This window comes from Fulvimarina uroteuthidis, from assembly GCF_034321785.1.
GTDB classification, from domain to species: Bacteria; Pseudomonadota; Alphaproteobacteria; order Rhizobiales; family Rhizobiaceae; genus Fulvimarina; species Fulvimarina uroteuthidis.
Genome location: NZ_JAXLPB010000002.1, coordinates 700,023 through 716,208, shown reverse-complemented (window position 1 = coordinate 716,208; position 16,186 = coordinate 700,023). Strand labels below are relative to the sequence as shown.

Sequence of the window (16,186 nt, the reverse complement as noted above, 5' to 3'; positions counted from 1 at the left end):
ACCGCAAGGTCTTGCTGGCGTGAAGTTTCCAACACGTGCGTCGCATACTGTGCGATGCGTTCAGCCAGCGCAGTTTGTTCCGCACGTTGCCACCGCTGTTCGAAGGTGATGTCGTGCCAAAAGTCATCGTCGTTCCATCTGCTCAAAGTGCTTGCTCCTTGTGGAGTTCTTGTTGCGTGATTTATTTGCTGAGTTTCAGCATCAATACGTGATCCAGCGTGATGGGGTTTCCAAACACCACGTTGCCCAGTCGGGGAAACTCATCCATTGCGCTCTGCAAGGCTGCGTCCGTGGGCAAGGTCATTTTGAACACCACGGAGCAGCGAACGTCCCCATCTACCCGGAAGTTGCAGCGATCATGTAGTTCCCAAGCGCAGCCATGATCCGTGCAAAACTGCCTGGCTCGGTCAAACATGGGTGGGAATACCTGTGCTTCCTCGCCTTCAAACACGAACAGCAGGTGGGCAAACGAGTGATGTAAAGTCTTGTAATGGGGCATGTGATCTCCTGGCCCTTGTGGGCTCTTGTTGATTGTTGATTGTTTACCGCTTGGGCAGATCAATCGGCTCCACATTCAGGGACACCAACAGGCAGTTCAACGCCTTGATCTGTGACAGGCTGAGGTCCTCTCCGATCCGATGTTTTGGCCTGCCCCCACGAAAGTGGTCCTTCATGAAGTATGGTTTTGGGACCATCGGAGGACGAGAGCATGCCGAACAAGAAGCACAAGCCTGAAGAGATCGTCGCGAAGCTGCGGCAGGTCGATGTCCTGGTTTCGCAGGGCCGAAGCGTGGCGGAAGCGGTTCGCGCGATCGGCGTCACGCAATTCACCTATTATCGCTGGCGCAAGGAGTATGGCGGCCTGAAGGGCAGCCAGGTAAAGCGCCTGAAGGATCTTGAGAAGGAGAACGAGCGTCTACGCAAGGCGGTCTCCGATCTGACGCTCGAGAAGCTGATTCTCAGTGAGGCTGCGTCGGGAAACTTCTGAGCCCTTCGCGTCGTCGGCAGTGTGTCGACCATGTCGTCTCGAAGCTCGGCGTGTCCGAACGCATGGCGTGTCGGGTTCTTGGTCAGCATCGCTCGACGCAGCGCAAGAAGCGAACTGGTCGGGCTGATGAAGAGGCGCTGACCGCTGACATCGTACGGCTCGCCAGCGAATACGGCCGGTACGGATATCGTCGGATTGCGGCCCTGCTGAAGAGCGAAGGCGGGACGGTGAACGTCAAGCGCGTCGAGCGGATCTGGCGTCGGGAAGGGCTCAAAGTCCCACAGAAGCAACCAAAGAAAGGCCGGCTCTGGCTGAACGACGGATCGTGTGTCCGTCTGCGGCCAGAGTATCATGATCACGTCTGGTCCTACGACTTCGTGGAAAGCCGGACCCATGACGGAAGGAAGTTCCGCATGCTGAATATCATCGACGAGTTCACCCGGGAGTGCCTAGCTATCCGGATCGATCGGAAGCTGAACTCGATCAACGTCATCGATGTCCTGACGGACCAGTTCATCCTGCGCGGCCCACCCGAGCATGTGCGGTCGGACAATGGCCCGGAGTTCGTCGCGAAAGCAGTCAGGGAATGGATCGTCGCGGTCGGTGCGAAGACGGCGTTCATCGAGCCCGGAAGTCCGTGGGAGAACGGATACTGCGAGAGCTTCAATTCCAAACTCCGGGACGAGCTTCTGAACGGCGAGATCTTCTACTCGCTCGCCGAGGCAAAGGTCGTGATCGAAAACTGGCGACGCCACTACAACACGGCGCGTCCCCATTCATCGCTCGGCTACCGGCCGCCTGCGCCAAAAGCTGTTCAATGGCCGGCACCGCTCAACGGACCGGCGTCGCCGGCTACGCCAGCCATGGTGCAGAGGCCGACAATGCACTAAGATTCACCCCGGACCACCCGGTTGGGGCAGGCCATGCCTTCGTAGGCATGGATCAGGCGACCCCGGCCGTCGAGAATGCCGCAATGGCTCGCCGGAAGCCGTGCGCGCCAGCGAAACAGCACGACGGCCCCTTCGCCGAGCCCGGTCGCCGGCGCTTCCACGAGGTGGCGCCGTGCGGCATCGAGAAGCCGCTCGCCCTGGTTCTCGACTGCCCATGACATGGTGTAGGCGAGCGGCCGCTCCGGTTCGGCGCCGTAGAGGTCGCGCCAGACCCCGCGGACGAGACCGAGACAGTCGCATCCGACCCCCTTCCGCGCCGCCTGGTGGCGGTAGGGCGTGCCGAGCCAGCCCTTTGCAAGCGCTGCGACGCGCTCGCCGGCAACGATTTCCCCACCCTTGCGGCTCATCGTACCAGCGGCTGCCCGTCGTGTAGAGCCCCCGTCTTGGCGACCCCGAGCACTGCGTCGCTCCCCGGCAGATGGGGAAAGCCGCGAAAATTGGCGGCGTTGGCGAACCGGTCCCGGCAGGTCGCGAACCGCTTGTCGCAGCCCTCGCTCACGCTCACTTGGTCGCCGGGCGCGGGCAGGACGGGAAGCGCGCCGGTCAGCGTGATCTGGTAGGCGGCGCTCTCCAGGGGGGTGAGATTGGCGATCTGGCGGGCGACACCCTTTGCGCGGCCGTCCTCGATCAGCATTCGCCCGTGCCGATAGCGGTCCGGCTGGACCGCCGCGTCGAGCGCGATCGTGACGAACCCTTCCTTGCTCGAAAGGACGGTGGCGCGGCGCGTATATCCTTTGCCGGCAAGATCCAGCCTGCAGCGATGATCGCCGAGCGCCGCATCGCATTCGCGCCGGTAGAGCCGCCCGCGCACCCGGTCGAGATCGGCCATGCGCGAACGCAGCTCCACCGTGAACGCCAGGTCGTCGCGCACGATCTCCCCCACCGTCTGGACGTCCGTGCGGGCGTGCGCGATGCCAGGATCGGTCCAATCCACCAGAAAGGTCTCGACGCTCGCGCCGTCGTAACGGCCGGCCGCAATGTCGTCTTCCTCGATGCGGGCCGAACTCAGGGCTCCGGAGACCTCCCGCGTTTCGCTCGAAAGCCCGAGCTCGCTCTCGGTTTCGCTCGCCGACAGCCCGGTCCGGGCCTCGAACAGCGTTCCGGCAAATGTCAGGTCCTCGTCATGGTCCGTGAAACCGAGAACGACGCCGTCCCGTCTCGTGATGCGCCAGCATTCGGCAAGCGTCGTCGCCGGTCCTTCGAGCGCGCGCTCCAGCGCAGCGGGAAACCGCTTCATGGTCGAACCTCGATCAGGGGGATCGAGGGGATCTCGCCGGCCTCGAACCCCGTCACATTGACGGACAGCTGATCGGTATCGAAGCGGACAGGCACGTCGAAGGCAAATCCGGCCTCGACCGTTACGCCGGCGGGCGGCGGCGCGTCGAACGAAACCGCGCCGCCGCCCGGATCGAGCCTAAATCCGCCCATGACGGCCGCGCCGTCCAGCGCTATCCTCAGGCTTCCCGCAACCGCTTTGCCGATCGGTCGCTCATAGGCCTGCGGGCCGGACCCGTAACGCTTGAGAAGAGGAAACCGCGTCCGCGTTCCGTCCCCCGTCCCGAGCGACACGTCGAACGCGCCCGGCGCCTTGCCGAACGCGGCGCTGGTCCAGTCCATCGGATCGCGAAAGCGAAACCCGACAAGCTTGCCGCGCCGCGCCTCGAAGAACGCGACCACCTCCGCCAGATCGGCAAGACTTTTGACACCCGAGCCCGCATCGTAACGCCGCACGGCATGCGCCGTGCGCTGGTTGCGATGCTCGAACCCGGTCGAAAGCCGCACGATCTCGACGCGCCGCTCCGGCCCACCGCTTGCGCCGAACCCGATCCGCAGCGGAAACCGCTCGTCCGAGAATGCCTGGATCGCCATGGTCTCATAGCCCCCTTCGGCCACGCCCGGCGGCCCGGGCGAGCATGGCGTTGATCTGCATCTCCGATTTGCGGAAGCTCTGGGCGTCCGGCGTCGTGACGTTGAAGACGATCGAGGGGCCGCCGCCCTGCCCGCCGGCGGCAACGCCGAGCCGGCCGTCCGGTCCCCGGCGCAGCGGCAGGATCGCCTCGGGCCCCGCTTCCCCCATCACGCCGAGCCCGCCGCCATGGGAAAAGAAGCTCGGCCTTGCGACGATGCCGCCCTTGGCGAACGGCGTGACGGCAGCGCCGCCACCGCCGACCGGAGGCCCGCCGATCACCCCCGACAGGATGGTCTCGAGCGGCTTCAGAGCAGCGTTGAGCGCAATGTCGGAAAAACGCCTCACCAGCCCCTGCATCACCTGATCGAGGGATTTCCCCCCGCTTACCGCCCCCGTCAGCGCCCGCGTCATGGCCGAGCCGAACTGGTCCGCCCGCCGCGACAGGTCGTCGAGCGCAGCGCTCAGCTCCGCCGTATCCGCGCTCATGCGCATGCGGATCGTGTCGTCCTCGTCCATGGGAAATCCTCGAATCGTTAGGCAAGGGTGGAGGCAGGCGCGCAGGCGCCGTGCCCTGAAAGGTCCGGCGGAATGCTTGGCAACACACGACGGTCCGATCCGCCGAACGGCCGTATCAGTCCGGAAAACGCCGCATCAGCGCCGCCACGCAGCCTCTGGATGGCACACCGATGCCCGATCCGCCGTCGAAGGCGGAAAAGGCCGGGAACACGGCCGCGATCTCGCGCGGGGTCATGGCCCAGAAAGCCTCGGGCGAGAGTTTCAGGATGCCGAAGCCGAACCGCATGACGTCGTCCCAGGGAAACGCCGCGGCGGATGGGCTTCGTCCCGCCGCGGCGCCTGGGGGTTTGGCGGCGCCTCGCCGCGCGAACCTGCCTCCGGTCCGCCGTCCCCCGGCACGCCCGCGTCCGGCCCATCGGCGCCGCCGAAGGCCGCCGTCAATAATGCGGCCGCGACTTGCGCTGCGCCCGCAACGCCCCCTTCGAAGCGCATCGCGGATACGTCTTCGGACGACACGGCCATGCCGGCGCCCCGCAGCCCCGCCGCGATGATGATCGTCAGGTCGCGCGCCGAAAGTCTTGCCGCCGCGAAGCGCGCGGCCAGCGCGCCCAGATCGTCTGCCTGGAACGCGGCCTCCAGCTCGGCCAGCGCACCCAGCGTCAGGCAGAGCCGCCTCTCGGTCCCGTCGATCCGCGCGGCGACCTCGCCCCTGCGGGCATTCGCGAACATCGGCCTAGATCCCATCGAAGCGCAACGCCCCCGCCGATTCCAGCGCGACGTCGAACGTCACCTCGCCATTGTGCTCTCCGGCATATTCGAGCGCTGTCACCTGGAACGGCCCGCTGACCCGGCCGAAATCCGGGATCACCGCCTCAAAGGCGGCGATGCGGCCCGCAAAGAAGATCGACCGCAACGTGGCATCGGAGCCCGCATCCTTGAAGATGCCGCTGCCCGAAAGGGAGGCCCGGCTGACGCCCGCACCGCCCAGGAGTTCGCGCCATCGTCCCGCGCTTTCGGTGTCGGTGATGTCCACCGTCTCCGCGTTGAAGCTCAGCTTGCGTGCCCTGAGCCCCGCAATCGTCGCAAAGCTCCCGTCGCCCGCTTCGTCCAGCTTGAGCAGCAGGTCCTTGCCCTTCTGTGCCGCCATGGCATTCTCCGATCGGTAAAATCCGGCCACGAAAAAAGCGGCTCTTGAAGGAGCCGCTTCGGTCAGGTCGTATCGTGCTGAGGACGGGGCAGGTCGTTCGGAGCCGCCCCGGTCGCTCTCCTTGAGCGTTTCAAGCCAGCGGTTCGGTCACCGCGCGGAACCGCAGAATCCCGTGATAGGTCAGGCTGTCGGGCTCCTGGCGCGCCTCGGCGAACTGCAGCTGCAGGTTCACCAGATGGTGGCCGTCCACAGGCAGGGCGGCATCGTTCAGGGTTTCCGTCACCCGATCCATGATCGCGTAGGTTTCCTGCTTTCCGCCGCCTCTGGCCCAGATATGCAGGGTCAGAATGTGCTCCGACCCGTCTTCGGTTCCTGTCGACCAGTCGACCACCGCGGTGCGCCCGAGGGTGAGATAGGGGAAGGCGGCCCGCTCGGGCCGTCGATCGAACACTTTCGGCCCGCCCAAGAGCCCCGTCAAAGCGGCATCGCCGGTCAGGACGCGGAAGATCGACTGCTGCAACTGCGAACTCGGATGCGCCATGTTCCTTGCCTCCCTGACTGTCGGCCTTGCGAGACGAAGCTCGCGCCTTGTCACAACTCTTCACATATTGTGATATTGTATCATAAACATCACGCTTGCACGATAAAAAGCGATCTGGGCGATCGAACTTTTCGTGAGTGGCTAAAAGAGCCGGTCACGCTGGTCCGATCCTGACTTCGCCGAGGCCTCTGCGAACCGCGAGGTGGAGGGCAGGTTCGAGGCCCAGATCTCCTCGCCAAAATCCTCCTCGTCGCGCCGTTCGCCGCGCCAGGCCGCACGCCGCGCCAGGCGTTTCTCGATCGAGACGCGCAGGCGATCGAGATTGGATGCGACCGCAAGCCTCACCGGTCGTCCTCCACGCACAGGCACAGGAGAAACCGCCCCCGCGCATCCGGATCGTGGGCGGTCTCGATCCTCAGGATGCGGCTGTCCAGACGAAACCTCAGGCCGCGCCGCACATCGTCCGCCTTGCGGCAGATCACGCGATGGCGGATTTCGCCCTGCGCCCGGTCGAACCGCTCGAACCTGTGCGCGCCGAGTGGTGCGACATGAACCGAGACGGTCCTGACGGGGATCCACGCGGTCACCGCCCCACCCTGGCCGTCGGACCGGTCGTCCGGCGCTTCCAGCACCGCCCGTTCGCTAAGGAGGCCGGGATCGATGAACAGGGGCCTGGCCATTCTCAAAGCCGCATCCTGCGGCGGGCACGCAGCAGGCGCCGCGCCGGGCTCGGGAGGATGCCGGTCACCGCGTCGCCGGCCGCGATCCGCGCCTCGAACCAGGTCGCGGCCGCGACCAGGATCGCATGCTTCACCTCCGCTGGAATCGCCTCCGCCGCAAGGCCGGCCGTCACCGTGACGTCGATCCCGTTGACGCCGGCCGCCCGGACGGCGCCGGACAGGCGGACGCCCGATCCATCGTCGAGAATTGCAGCCTCCAGCGCCGGGTCGAACGCGATCTCGGTCCCGTCGCGGGCATAGGCCAGAACCGCGTCGACGCTCACCAACGGCGTCAGCTTCAGGGACAGAACCCCGTCCGGCGGGCTTCTGTCGGCGACGATCCGGAACTTGCGCCTGGAAAGCGCCAGTCCCAGTTCGGCCTCCGCCGCTTCGCTCGCGGCGGAAAGCAGCAGCGCCAGCGTGTCGTCTTCGTCGCCGCGCTCGATGCGCGCCCACGCCTTCGCCTCGGCAAGGCCGACCGGCGATACCGCGCGGCCGAGATCGATCGTGACCATGGGTCCATCCTTCTTTCGTGTCGTCGTCATAAGATGCGGCGCGCATTGGGGCCGGCGCTTGGAGCGTCTTCCCGAAAATCGAGATCGATTCGCGGAAAGCCTGATGCGTGGAACCAGGAAGACGGTTGGAGGATCGCCGGCCCCCGAACGATGCGGACCGGGGCCGGTCAGACCGAGAAGGTCATCACCTTGCCCGCGTCGAAGTCCTGCACCCCGCCGCCGACGCGCTTGGTCGTGTAGAAGAGCACATACGGCTTGGCGGAATAGGGGTCGCGCAGGACCCGAACGCCCTGGCGGTCGACGACGAGGTAGAACCGCTTGAAGTCGGCGAAGACGATGGCGTTCGCCTTCGCGTCGGCGTCCGGCATATCCTCGGCCTCGACCAGCGGGAAGCCCATCAGCGAGGCCCGCGAGCCGGCCATCGTCGGCGGTTGCCACAGATAGTTGCCGTCGGCGTCCTTCAGCTTGCGCACCATCGCCTGGGTCCGCCGGTTCATCATGAAGCTGGCGTTCTGGCGGTAGCCCGCCTTCAGCGCATAAACGAGGTCGATCAGCCGGTCGGCTGCCTTTCCGGGCGCGAACCCGCCGTCGGCTCCGGTCTTCAGCGCGCCGACGCTGCCCCAGTTCCAAACGGTCTCGTCGACGATTGGATAGGTCATGAAGCCGCGCGGCTTGTTCACGCCCTCGCCGCCGACGAAGGCCCGGCTTTCCTGGGCCGCGAACGCCTGCTCCACCTCCTCGCCGATCCATTGGTCGAGATCGACCGCCGCATCGTCGAGAAGCGCATTGGTCGCCGCCGGCATGGCGTAGAGTTCCATGGTCGCGAAGGTCAGCTCGGCCAGCTTCGGCGCCGCCGTCTCGGGCCGGATCTGCGTTTCGCCCACCCAGCCGGTCTGCGCGCCGGATATCGCGAACGGCTTCTTCAGCACCGCCGCCGACACGGTGCGGATCGTGGCCACCGAGCGCACGGGCGAAATCGCGATCAGCCGCCGGCCGATCTCGGTTTCGGTCTCCTCCGGCACCAGAAACCCGCCATCGGCGCCGGTCCCCTGCGACATGGCCTTGGCTTCGAGCTGGCGCATCGCCGTTTCGTCGCCGGCGCGGGCATAGGCCTCGAAGGCGCTCTTGTGCTCGCTCGGGAGAGCGGCCTCCGTTCGCTCGTCCCGGCCAATCTGCGGCCGCGTGCTCTTCAGCGTCAGCCGCTCCATGCGCCGCTGCTGGTCGTCGAGCGCCCGGGTCAGCCGGTCCACCTTTTCTTCGGTCACCACGTCCGCGCTCATGCGCCGTTCCAGCTGCGCCAGACGCTCGTCGTTCGCCTCGCGAAAGGTCTCGAAGATGTTCATGAACCGGTGGTGACCGGCTTCGATCTCCGCGCCATGAGCCTTGGTTTCAGGCGCGCCGATGCTCTCGTTCATTCGCAGAACTCCTCATTCTCGTGATGTGTTGAATCGGTTCCCCGACTGCCGGGGTCAGTGTGATCCGGGATGGATCGGCCCGCCGCCCATGCGCCGCGGCGGCAGCATCGACGAAGGCCCGTCATTGCCGGGAGCGCTCAATCGTGCACCCTCCTGCATCGGAAAGGAGACCAGGGAAATCTCCCACAGATCGATGGTCACGAGCCGCCGCCGGTGCGGCGGGTTCGCGCGTCTGGCAAGCCGCGTGCGAAACCCGATCGACAGGCCGTCGAGCGCGCCTGCCGCAACGAGCGCCGCGGCCTCCTCGCCGGCCCGGGCGCGGCAGGCGATCACGCCCTCGGCATAGAGCCCGCGGCGATCTTCGCGGATCAGCGTCCACCGCCCCACGGGCCGCGCCGGATCGTGATGCCACAGCATGCGGATCGCCCCGACGCCGCGCCGCATGAGCGAGGCGTTGAACGCGCCGGGCTCGATGATGTCGCCGGACAGATCCGGCCGCTCGAACAGGGCCGCATAGCCTTGGATCACGAGCGGCGGCGGGGCCGGGCCCGCCAGAGCCGGTCCGGCCGTCATCGCGCGTTCCCTCCGGGCGGTGTTTCTTTATTGACAATTTGACGGATCTGTTGCACCTTTGCACCTGTCCTGAATTCTTGATGTCGTGGCAGTCACTTGACAGCACCCTCGGTCCGAGTGGTGCTGTCTTTTTGTGGCGGCTCATCGGGCCGGCCTCCCGTCGGGCTCGACCTGCGACGTCAGCCTCCCGCCCCGTATCCGACGGCTTGGCGCTTTTCGTCCCGGGTTAGGAAATCGGCTTGCGAGACCCTTGCCCACAAGGCCTCGCGCTCGCTGGACAATCCCTCCACCGCATCCAGATCGATCCCGAGTTCCAACCCGTCCTCGCCGGCAAGCTCGCCGAGCCAAGCGCCGATCGCGCCGGTCATCTTCTGGATCAGCGGCAGGACGGTCAGCCGGTAGAACGCCCGGTTCGCCTCGGAATAATTGGCGTAGGTGAGGTCGCCGGGGATGCCCATGAGCATCGGCGGAACGCCGAAGGCCAGCGCGATGTCGCGGGCAGCGCCATGGCGGGCTTCCATGAAATCCATGTCCTTCGGCGTCAGCGCCATCGCCTTCCAGTCGAGCCCGCCTTCCAAAAGCATCGGCCGCCCCGCGACCGCCGCGCCGGCATAGCCGCTCTCCAGTTCGGCCTTCAGCCGATCGAACTGTTCCACCGAAAGGTTCGAACCGTCCGCCGGCTGGTAGACCAGCGCGCCGGAGGGCCGCGCCGAGTTCTTCAACAGCGCCGCATTCCAGCTTGCCGCCGCATTGTGAAGGTCGAGGGCCGCCTCGGCCGCCGACAGGGGCGCAAAACCCAGCTGGTCGGACAGGGGATGGAACAGCCGCAGATGCAGGATCGTGGACGGACGGGCGCCGTCCCCTTCCGCCGCGATCCGCCGAACCGCCGTGCCCACCCTGTATTCGTAGGCGTCCGGCCAGCCGTCGGCGTCCGCGATCGTCCGCACCCGGTCCGGCCGCAGCGCATACAGCGCGGCGATGCTCCCATCCGCGCCCGAAGCCTCGACATAGGCGTTGCCGGCCAAGAGCATGTGCCCGATCAGCATTTCGAACAGGCTCGCCCGGTCCTGCATGCCGTTCGGGCGGCGCAGCCGGTCGAGCACCGGATGGTCGTCGAATTCGCGCCCCTCCTTCTGCAGCACCAGCGGGATCGCCGAAGCGGCCTCCGCGATCAGGCGCACCGCGCGGTACACCACCGGATTGCCCATGAAGCCGGTGCGCGACAGGGCCTCGTAGCTGCGCGCCCCTCGCGCGCCGGGGCCGGGGCCGGTCAGGAGAAATGCCCCACCCGTCATGGCGAGCCCGGCAGATTTCGCCTCCGTCCCGCCGGCAGCGCCCGCTTCGCCATGCCGGGCGCTCCCGCCGCCGAACAAAGCGGCAAGCCTCGATGTCAGGCCCATCAGCCCTCTCCTTCCTCTGCTTCATCTCGACGAAAACGCGTCGCGGGCGCGCATGGCGACGGGTGCTCGCCCGGCGCGGGCGGTTCTCCCGCGGCCGCGCCGGCCGACTTTGGAAACCGTGATCTGCGGCTTCGCCGGCGCGCGAGCATCGGCCCGAACATCGGAATCGATTTCCAAAAGAGCCTGATGCGCGACATCGAAAACGAGCTGGAGCATCGCGCGTCCGGATGGACGCACGATGTCTAGAACGCCCGCACCCTCGGGCTCGCCTCGCCGGCCTGCAGCGCCGTCACGGCCCAGACCAGCGCATCGAGCCGGTCCGGAGACCGGCCGCCGCTCAGCCCATCGGGCCCGAAATCGGCCATCTCGTCCTCGAGCTCGCGGAACACGCCCACATGGTGCACGCGCCCCTGCTCGTAGAGCGCGGCGACGGGCTCGGCCCTCGTCCATTTGCCGCGCGTTGCCCGCAAAGCCCGATAGGAAACGTCCGGCGCGAGCGTGCGCAACACCGCTTCCACCATGTCGCCGCCCTGGTTCACCTCGGCCACGATCCGATCGGCTTCGAAACGCTCGTAGAGCGCGACCGCCGCCCGCGCCCAGCCCTCCGGCTTCACCCCCTGGCGGCTTGCGTCGGCCAGCACGTAGATCGCGCCGTCCGCGCTCTTGCCGGCGGCGATGATCCCGCACGCATCGCTGCGCTTCGTCGAACTTGCCGGGGGATCGACGGCCACCACGATCCGCCTCAGCTGCGGCGCCGCGGCGCGCCGTCCCAGATCGATGGTCGCCCGGTCGAACAGCGCGTCCTCGCGATCGCTGAGCAGTTCGCCGTCCAGCTCCTGGCGTCCCAGCCGCGTTCCGCCATAACGATGCTGCATCGCCTCCAGAAATCCGGGTGCGAGATTGCCGGCATTGTCCGCCGTGCGCATGCGCGTCACCGCTGTCTGGCTGTCCTGGAGCAGGCGGTTCAAAAGCGGCACGTTGCGCGGCGTCGTGGTGAACAGCGCCCGCGGATTGGTCCCCAGCCGCAGCGCCAGCATCAGATTGTCGAAGCTGTCCTGCGCCTTCACCCATTTGCCGAGTTCGTCGCCCCAGGCGGCGTCGAACTGGTAGCCTCGGATCGAATCCGGGTCTTCGGACGAGAAGATCTGCGCCCTTGCCCCGTTCGAAAACACCAGCCGCTTGCGGCTCACCTCGAACACCGGGGCATGGCGGCCGAACGCGGCTTTCAGTCCGCTTTCGCCCTCGATCATCACTTCGCGTGCATCGGCCAGCGTTTCGGCCACCAGCGCGATGCGCCCATGGGGCTGGGTGGCGAAAGGCTCGATCCCCAGCGCCAGGCCCTTGATCCACTCGGCTCCGGCTTTCGTCTTGCCCGAGCCGCGGCCGCCGATCAGAAGCCACTGCCGCCAGTCGCCCGGCGGCGGCATCTGCTCGCGCCGCGCCAGCTGCTCCCAGCGCGGCGTCGCAAGATCGAGAACGGGGGCCGAGCATCGTGCGATCTCGCCGCCCACCGCCTTCCAGTACTGGCGCTCGCGCTCTTTCGGGTCCTGCGACCACACCATCGCCCCGGTCGCGCCCATGATCCCGTCATCGCCGTCGCCGGCACTTCCTGCATCCCGACGGTCGCGGAGACCCGCGCCCGCATCGTCGAGGCCTTCGCAGGCTGCGGGATCGGTCATGCCCATCGCTTTGTCATGGTTGCCCACCTGCCGCCGCCGTGCGCCGGGATCGCCCGTCTTCCGGCTTTGTCCTCGCCATCGCGCGGTCCGTTTTCTCCAGTTGCGCTTGCCGCCGCCCCGGCTGCCTTTCCGGTGTGCCGGCTGCCGCCTGCCGCCGCTGGTCCAGGATCTTCAAGCGCCTCAAGAGTTCGTCGCGCAGGCGAACCGTCTCGGCATCATCGCCCCCCTCCCGTTCGGCACCGGCGATTTCGGCCCGTCTTACCTCCATCAGCCTTTCAAGGGTCCGCGCAACCAGCCCGATCCGGTCGATCCGGTCCTTGGCGACCGCGAGACTTTCCTTCGAAGGCAAGGCGATCATCCGGTCTTCGGCGCGAGTACTAGGCTTATTCTCCTCATATGCCGCTTCGATCGTCCGAACCTCGGCCAACAACAGATCCATCAACCGGTCCGAAATCAGGCGACGCTCCACCATCGCACCCCCTTCATCGCAAGACGCGCCATATGAAAACCGCGCGACGAATCCCGTCCAACCGCCTAGGCGGCGCGCTTTCGAGACGAAATTCCGCGCGAAAAACGCAAAAAGGCGAAGCTCTCCGCTCCGCCTTTCCCAATTCTCCGACTGTGCCTGCAACCTATCCGACGACCGTGACGGTGTCAAGGACTATTTTCTTATTTTCTGTTTTCTCGCAGCAACCGGTCGCCGGGCAACCGAATCCCTGCCGGTGCGCAGCATCCCCCATGGCGTGTCCCGTGCCTGTCCGTCCCGTTGCGTCCCGGCAACGCCTTCAGCTTGAATTCAGACCGCTCGTGTTAGTCCTATTTGCGACACGCGCGCTTTCTAGACGCGGGATCGGACACAAATGGCCGCGCGCGTCTGCGACGGCCCATCATCTACCATCGACGCTGGAGCCCCCTGAACCATGATCAGAAAGATCGCCGTCCTTCTCTGCCTGTCCGTCGCCTTCGCCGGCTGCACGACCGATCCCTATACCGGCGAGCAGAGAATCTCGAACACGCTCGGCGGTGCCGGTCTCGGAACCGGCCTCGGCGCTGCCGGCGGCTATCTCGTGGCCCGGGCCACCGGGTCGGACGAATCCACGGCGGCCCTGATCGGCGCCGGCATCGGCGGCCTCGCCGGTGCGGGCATCGGTGCCTACATGGACAATCAGGAAGCCCAGCTGCGCCAGCAGCTGCAGGGCACCGGCGTCTCGGTCACCCGCGTCGGCGACAAGATCATCCTCAACATGCCTTCGAACGTCACATTCCCGTCCGACCAGGCGCAGATCCTGCCGGGCTTCTACCAGACCCTGAACTCGGTCGCCCTCGTCCTGCAGAAGTTCGACGAAACCATCGTCAACGTCTACGGCCATACGGACAGCCAGGGCGGCGACGGCTACAATCTGCAGCTTTCCCAGCAGCGCGCATCCTCGGTCAGCCAATATCTGGCGAGCCGCGGCGTCAATCCGAACCGCCTCAACACCCAGGGCTACGGCGAAAGCCAGCCGATCGCCGACAATGGCACGGAAGCCGGCCGCGCCCGAAACCGCCGCGTCGAGGTCCAGATCTCACCGCTCTCGGCCCGCTGAAGAATCGGACGGGCCGACAAACGGATCCGGTTTTCGGTCCGTCCGGTGGGTATTCAAAGAGCTTGAAGCGACCGACCCGGTTCCGCAACCGGGTCGGCGGGCGGATGGCGGGCATATCTTCGCGCGGATGCCGTGTGGCGCCTGCGCGAGCGCTCGGGTTCGGCCCGACAACTGTCAAGTTGCCGATACAGCACAGGTTCTGTGTCATTCAGGCAACGCATCCATGGATGGTTGTCATGGCAGGGGTTTACCATCGTTCCCCCGATCGGGTCTTGTCTTGGAACCATCCCTGTCGCCCGGAGCCATTCCAACATGATCAAGCGTTTCACCTCGGCCAGTCTCGCAGCCTTCCTTGCCACAAGCGTGCTTCTCACCGCGCTCGCTCCGGCGGCGGCTCAGACGGCGGATGCGGAAACGCCGACCATTCCCGCGGCGACGGCCAATCCCGGCATGGACATCGAAGAAAGCCCGTTCGACGTCAATCTGACGGTCAGCGCACTGACCGACTACGTGTCGCTGCGCGGATTTTCGCAAACCGACCGCGAACCGGCGCTTCAGGGTGTACTCGACGCCTCGCTCTATGATTTTCACGCCGGCTTCTTCACCTCGAACGTGAATTTCGGCTCACCCAAGCCCGATACGGAATTCGACCCCTACGTCGCCTACCGCCCGACATTCGGGAACTGGTCGTTCGACGTCACCGCCTATTACTATTTCTATCTTGATGCGGACGAACTCAACTATCCCGAGGTGTTCTCGACCGCGTCCTACGATTTCGACGACATCGCCACCGTCGGCGCGACCTTCGCCTACGCGCCGAACTATTTCGGCGACGACCGGGAAACCGGCTATTTCTACAAGGCCAATCTCTCCGTTCCGCTGCCGAGGGATTTCGCCTTCTCCGGTTCGGTCGGCTATCAGGATTTCGACAAGGGCCTTTTCGACCGGCACCTCGTCTGGGATGCGGGCGTCACCTACACGTTCGAGGATGCGTTCTCCTTCGACGTTCGCTATCACGACACCGATCTCGACGCCTCGACCCAGTGCACGGACACCTTCAAGTGCGATGCGACGATCGTCGGAACCCTGTCCTTCACCACGGGCCTCAAGGCCCTGCGCAAGCTCGCCCGCGCGAACTGATCGTCGCCCACCCATGGCGGCTCCCGCCCAGAAGCACGGCCGCCCGTCCTGCCCCATTGCACAAAAAAGCCGGAGCCGCGTCGTGCGGCTCCGGCTTTTTCATCGTGATTTCGCGGAGCGTCCCGCTGCCGGCCTAGTAGTTGCGGCCGACATAGGCGCCGGTGGCACCACCGGCCAGGCCGCCGACAAGCGCGCCGCCATTGCCGGCGACCGCGTTGCCGATCACGGCACCGGAGGCGCCGCCGATACCGGCTCCGGCGAGCGTGCGCTGGGTGCGGCTGCAGCCGACGGACGTGGCGAGTGCGATCGCGACTGTCGCCGTGAGGATCATGCGAGTGTTCATGGTACGAAGACCTTTTTCAAGATGGCGCTGGGGCCGGATGCGACCTGATGATGAGAAAAGGCCGGTCGTTTGAAACAGGCCTTGCAAGACTATCGAGGGCCATATGTTCGACACTCGTCCTTTGGCAATCGGCGATGTCCGGAATGTGAGGACCCAAAGCCCACCACGCCGTTCCGCCGCCCGCCCTGTGCGATCGTCGTCATAGGTCTGTCTCACCCTGCACAAGCGAATATGAATGACCGATGAAGGGGCGGCAAGCGCGAAGCCGCCCCGGCGCGGCCCGTGCCCACCCCCTGTTGCATCTTGAATCCATTGGTCATTTGGGGTCGCAGGCAGGCTGGAACGGGCCGCCCTGGCGGTCTGGCCGACCTTGGGCGGGAGCCGGTTGACCCCGTTCGGTTGCTCTGACCGCCATGCCCCGCCCAAGGGTGAGGCACCCACCGATCGCCCTTCGCGCCGCGCACCGGCATCCGCTTCGGCCGAGCCACCGATCGCGCGGCCGCCCCTGCAGCCCGGACATGCCGGGCCCTGCGTCCCCCGCCTCTTGCTTCACTGCGCTGCGACAGCTATATCGGTACTGAAATCTCTTTTCGCGCCGGATCGACCGTACGGTTCTGCGTTCCCCTCCCCGCCTTGGCCGCTTTCGAATGTCCTTCGAGATCTGACCCGACCGCTGCTCGGCATCCCGGCCGGCGCGCGTCCCTCGCAAAATTTGCTGTTCGGCCAATCGATCCTGGTCGCTTTCGATCGGTTCCCGCCGTCACT

20 protein-coding genes and 1 pseudogene are annotated in these 16,186 nt (G+C 66.1%); 3 read left to right on the top strand and 18 right to left on the bottom strand.

The window, feature by feature from the left end; genetic code table 11:
- Window positions 1-181 precede the first annotated feature (181 nt).
- Complete coding sequence (locus tag U0C82_RS08170) at window positions 182-499, bottom strand: hypothetical protein (protein WP_322186577.1); 318 nt, start codon at window positions 497-499, stop codon at window positions 182-184.
- Window positions 500-709: 210 nt separating this feature from the next.
- Here U0C82_RS08170 and U0C82_RS08165 point away from each other — a divergent pair.
- A protein-coding gene (locus U0C82_RS08165) for an IS3 family transposase (protein WP_322186576.1) occupies window positions 710-1,878 on the top strand; the annotation gives its coding sequence in 2 pieces (ribosomal slippage) (window positions 710-974 and window positions 974-1,878; 1,170 coding nt in all).
- On the opposite strand, the gene U0C82_RS08160 is transcribed toward U0C82_RS08165, so the two are convergent.
- From U0C82_RS08160 to U0C82_RS08085, 16 genes and pseudogenes are all read right to left on the bottom strand, one after another.
- Window positions 1,875-2,285 (bottom strand): NlpC/P60 family protein, encoded by a 411-nt coding sequence (locus U0C82_RS08160; RefSeq protein WP_322186575.1) that lies wholly within the window; start codon window positions 2,283-2,285, stop codon window positions 1,875-1,877. The two genes, U0C82_RS08165 and U0C82_RS08160, sit on opposite strands and share 4 nt — an antisense overlap.
- Window positions 2,282-3,175, bottom strand: a complete 894-nt coding sequence (locus U0C82_RS08155) for a DUF2163 domain-containing protein (protein WP_322186574.1) — start codon at window positions 3,173-3,175, stop codon at window positions 2,282-2,284. Before U0C82_RS08155 ends, U0C82_RS08160 begins: the two co-directional genes overlap by 4 nt.
- The gene (locus tag U0C82_RS08150; protein ID WP_322186573.1) at window positions 3,172-3,807 is read right to left on the bottom strand and encodes a DUF2460 domain-containing protein; all 636 of its coding nucleotides are present in this window, start codon (window positions 3,805-3,807) and stop codon (window positions 3,172-3,174) included. Before U0C82_RS08150 ends, U0C82_RS08155 begins: the two co-directional genes overlap by 4 nt.
- 4 nt (window positions 3,808-3,811) lie before the next feature.
- Window positions 3,812-4,339, bottom strand: coding sequence for a phage tail tape measure protein (locus tag U0C82_RS08145; protein ID WP_322186880.1), 528 nt, complete (start codon window positions 4,337-4,339; stop codon window positions 3,812-3,814).
- Between the two features lie 139 nt (window positions 4,340-4,478).
- On the bottom strand, window positions 4,479-4,649 hold the full coding sequence (locus tag U0C82_RS08140; protein WP_322186572.1) for a phage tail assembly chaperone: 171 nt from the start codon (window positions 4,647-4,649) through the stop codon (window positions 4,479-4,481).
- Window positions 4,650-4,756: 107 nt separating this feature from the next.
- Window positions 4,757-5,092: pseudogene (locus tag U0C82_RS08135) on the bottom strand (gene transfer agent family protein); the annotation flags it as partial.
- Between the two features lie 4 nt (window positions 5,093-5,096).
- Window positions 5,097-5,510: a phage major tail protein, TP901-1 family gene (locus tag U0C82_RS08130; RefSeq protein WP_322186571.1), complete on the bottom strand. Its 414-nt coding sequence runs from the start codon at window positions 5,508-5,510 to the stop codon at window positions 5,097-5,099.
- Window positions 5,511-5,640: 130 nt separating this feature from the next.
- The gene (locus tag U0C82_RS08125; RefSeq protein ID WP_322186570.1) at window positions 5,641-6,051 is read right to left on the bottom strand and encodes a DUF3168 domain-containing protein; all 411 of its coding nucleotides are present in this window, start codon (window positions 6,049-6,051) and stop codon (window positions 5,641-5,643) included.
- Between the two features lie 141 nt (window positions 6,052-6,192).
- Entirely contained in the window at window positions 6,193-6,396 is a 204-nt protein-coding gene (locus U0C82_RS08120; protein ID WP_322186569.1) for a hypothetical protein, read from the bottom strand.
- Window positions 6,393-6,731 (bottom strand): phage head closure protein, encoded by a 339-nt coding sequence (locus tag U0C82_RS08115; protein ID WP_322186568.1) that lies wholly within the window; start codon window positions 6,729-6,731, stop codon window positions 6,393-6,395. The genes U0C82_RS08120 and U0C82_RS08115 overlap by 4 nt, the downstream gene beginning before the upstream one ends.
- 2 nt (window positions 6,732-6,733) lie before the next feature.
- Window positions 6,734-7,285: a head-tail connector protein gene (locus tag U0C82_RS08110; RefSeq protein WP_322186567.1), complete on the bottom strand. Its 552-nt coding sequence runs from the start codon at window positions 7,283-7,285 to the stop codon at window positions 6,734-6,736.
- Window positions 7,286-7,452: 167 nt separating this feature from the next.
- Window positions 7,453-8,700: a phage major capsid protein gene (locus U0C82_RS08105; protein ID WP_322186566.1), complete on the bottom strand. Its 1,248-nt coding sequence runs from the start codon at window positions 8,698-8,700 to the stop codon at window positions 7,453-7,455.
- Window positions 8,701-8,754: 54 nt separating this feature from the next.
- The gene (locus tag U0C82_RS08100) at window positions 8,755-9,273 is read right to left on the bottom strand and encodes an HK97 family phage prohead protease (protein WP_322186565.1); all 519 of its coding nucleotides are present in this window, start codon (window positions 9,271-9,273) and stop codon (window positions 8,755-8,757) included.
- Window positions 9,274-9,452: 179 nt separating this feature from the next.
- The gene (locus U0C82_RS08095) at window positions 9,453-10,673 is read right to left on the bottom strand and encodes a phage portal protein (protein WP_416186636.1); all 1,221 of its coding nucleotides are present in this window, start codon (window positions 10,671-10,673) and stop codon (window positions 9,453-9,455) included.
- Window positions 10,674-10,915: 242 nt separating this feature from the next.
- The gene (locus U0C82_RS08090; RefSeq protein WP_322186878.1) at window positions 10,916-12,100 is read right to left on the bottom strand and encodes a DNA-packaging protein; all 1,185 of its coding nucleotides are present in this window, start codon (window positions 12,098-12,100) and stop codon (window positions 10,916-10,918) included.
- Between the two features lie 265 nt (window positions 12,101-12,365).
- Window positions 12,366-12,824, bottom strand: a complete 459-nt coding sequence (locus U0C82_RS08085; RefSeq protein WP_322186564.1) for a hypothetical protein — start codon at window positions 12,822-12,824, stop codon at window positions 12,366-12,368.
- 448 nt (window positions 12,825-13,272) lie between these two features.
- On the opposite strand from U0C82_RS08085, the gene U0C82_RS08080 reads away from it, so the two are divergent.
- Together U0C82_RS08080 and U0C82_RS08075 are read left to right on the top strand one after the other, a co-directional pair.
- Window positions 13,273-13,938: a YiaD family glycine zipper/OmpA-like lipoprotein gene (locus tag U0C82_RS08080; protein ID WP_322186563.1), complete on the top strand. Its 666-nt coding sequence runs from the start codon at window positions 13,273-13,275 to the stop codon at window positions 13,936-13,938.
- Between the two features lie 312 nt (window positions 13,939-14,250).
- Complete coding sequence (locus tag U0C82_RS08075) at window positions 14,251-15,078, top strand: TorF family putative porin (protein WP_322186562.1); 828 nt, start codon at window positions 14,251-14,253, stop codon at window positions 15,076-15,078.
- 133 nt (window positions 15,079-15,211) lie between these two features.
- On the opposite strand, the gene U0C82_RS08070 is transcribed toward U0C82_RS08075, so the two are convergent.
- On the bottom strand, window positions 15,212-15,421 hold the full coding sequence (locus tag U0C82_RS08070) for a hypothetical protein (RefSeq protein ID WP_322186561.1): 210 nt from the start codon (window positions 15,419-15,421) through the stop codon (window positions 15,212-15,214).
- Window positions 15,422-16,186 lie beyond the last annotated feature (765 nt).

Bases quoted from the DNA above. Each gene is read 5' to 3' on its own strand.
- U0C82_RS08170 (WP_322186577.1), bottom strand. From the start codon at position 499: ATGCCCCATTACAAGACTTTACATCACTCGTTTGCCCACCTGCTGTTC.
- U0C82_RS08160 (WP_322186575.1), bottom strand. From the start codon at position 2,285: ATGAGCCGCAAGGGTGGGGAAATCGTTGCCGGCGAGCGCGTCGCAGCG.
- U0C82_RS08155 (WP_322186574.1), bottom strand. From the start codon at position 3,175: ATGAAGCGGTTTCCCGCTGCGCTGGAGCGCGCGCTCGAAGGACCGGCG.
- U0C82_RS08150 (WP_322186573.1), bottom strand. From the start codon at position 3,807: ATGGCGATCCAGGCATTCTCGGACGAGCGGTTTCCGCTGCGGATCGGG.
- U0C82_RS08145 (WP_322186880.1), bottom strand. From the start codon at position 4,339: ATGCGCATGAGCGCGGATACGGCGGAGCTGAGCGCTGCGCTCGACGAC.
- U0C82_RS08140 (WP_322186572.1), bottom strand. From the start codon at position 4,649: ATGCGGTTCGGCTTCGGCATCCTGAAACTCTCGCCCGAGGCTTTCTGG.
- U0C82_RS08130 (WP_322186571.1), bottom strand. From the start codon at position 5,510: ATGGCGGCACAGAAGGGCAAGGACCTGCTGCTCAAGCTGGACGAAGCG.
- U0C82_RS08125 (WP_322186570.1), bottom strand. From the start codon at position 6,051: ATGGCGCATCCGAGTTCGCAGTTGCAGCAGTCGATCTTCCGCGTCCTG.
- U0C82_RS08115 (WP_322186568.1), bottom strand. From the start codon at position 6,731: ATGGCCAGGCCCCTGTTCATCGATCCCGGCCTCCTTAGCGAACGGGCG.
- U0C82_RS08110 (WP_322186567.1), bottom strand. From the start codon at position 7,285: ATGGTCACGATCGATCTCGGCCGCGCGGTATCGCCGGTCGGCCTTGCC.
- U0C82_RS08105 (WP_322186566.1), bottom strand. From the start codon at position 8,700: ATGAACGAGAGCATCGGCGCGCCTGAAACCAAGGCTCATGGCGCGGAG.
- U0C82_RS08100 (WP_322186565.1), bottom strand. From the start codon at position 9,273: ATGACGGCCGGACCGGCTCTGGCGGGCCCGGCCCCGCCGCCGCTCGTG.
- U0C82_RS08095 (WP_416186636.1), bottom strand. From the start codon at position 10,673: ATGGGCCTGACATCGAGGCTTGCCGCTTTGTTCGGCGGCGGGAGCGCC.
- U0C82_RS08090 (WP_322186878.1), bottom strand. From the start codon at position 12,100: ATGCCGCCGCCGGGCGACTGGCGGCAGTGGCTTCTGATCGGCGGCCGC.
- U0C82_RS08085 (WP_322186564.1), bottom strand. From the start codon at position 12,824: ATGGTGGAGCGTCGCCTGATTTCGGACCGGTTGATGGATCTGTTGTTG.
- U0C82_RS08080 (WP_322186563.1), top strand. From the start codon at position 13,273: ATGATCAGAAAGATCGCCGTCCTTCTCTGCCTGTCCGTCGCCTTCGCC.
- U0C82_RS08075 (WP_322186562.1), top strand. From the start codon at position 14,251: ATGATCAAGCGTTTCACCTCGGCCAGTCTCGCAGCCTTCCTTGCCACA.
- U0C82_RS08070 (WP_322186561.1), bottom strand. From the start codon at position 15,421: ATGAACACTCGCATGATCCTCACGGCGACAGTCGCGATCGCACTCGCC.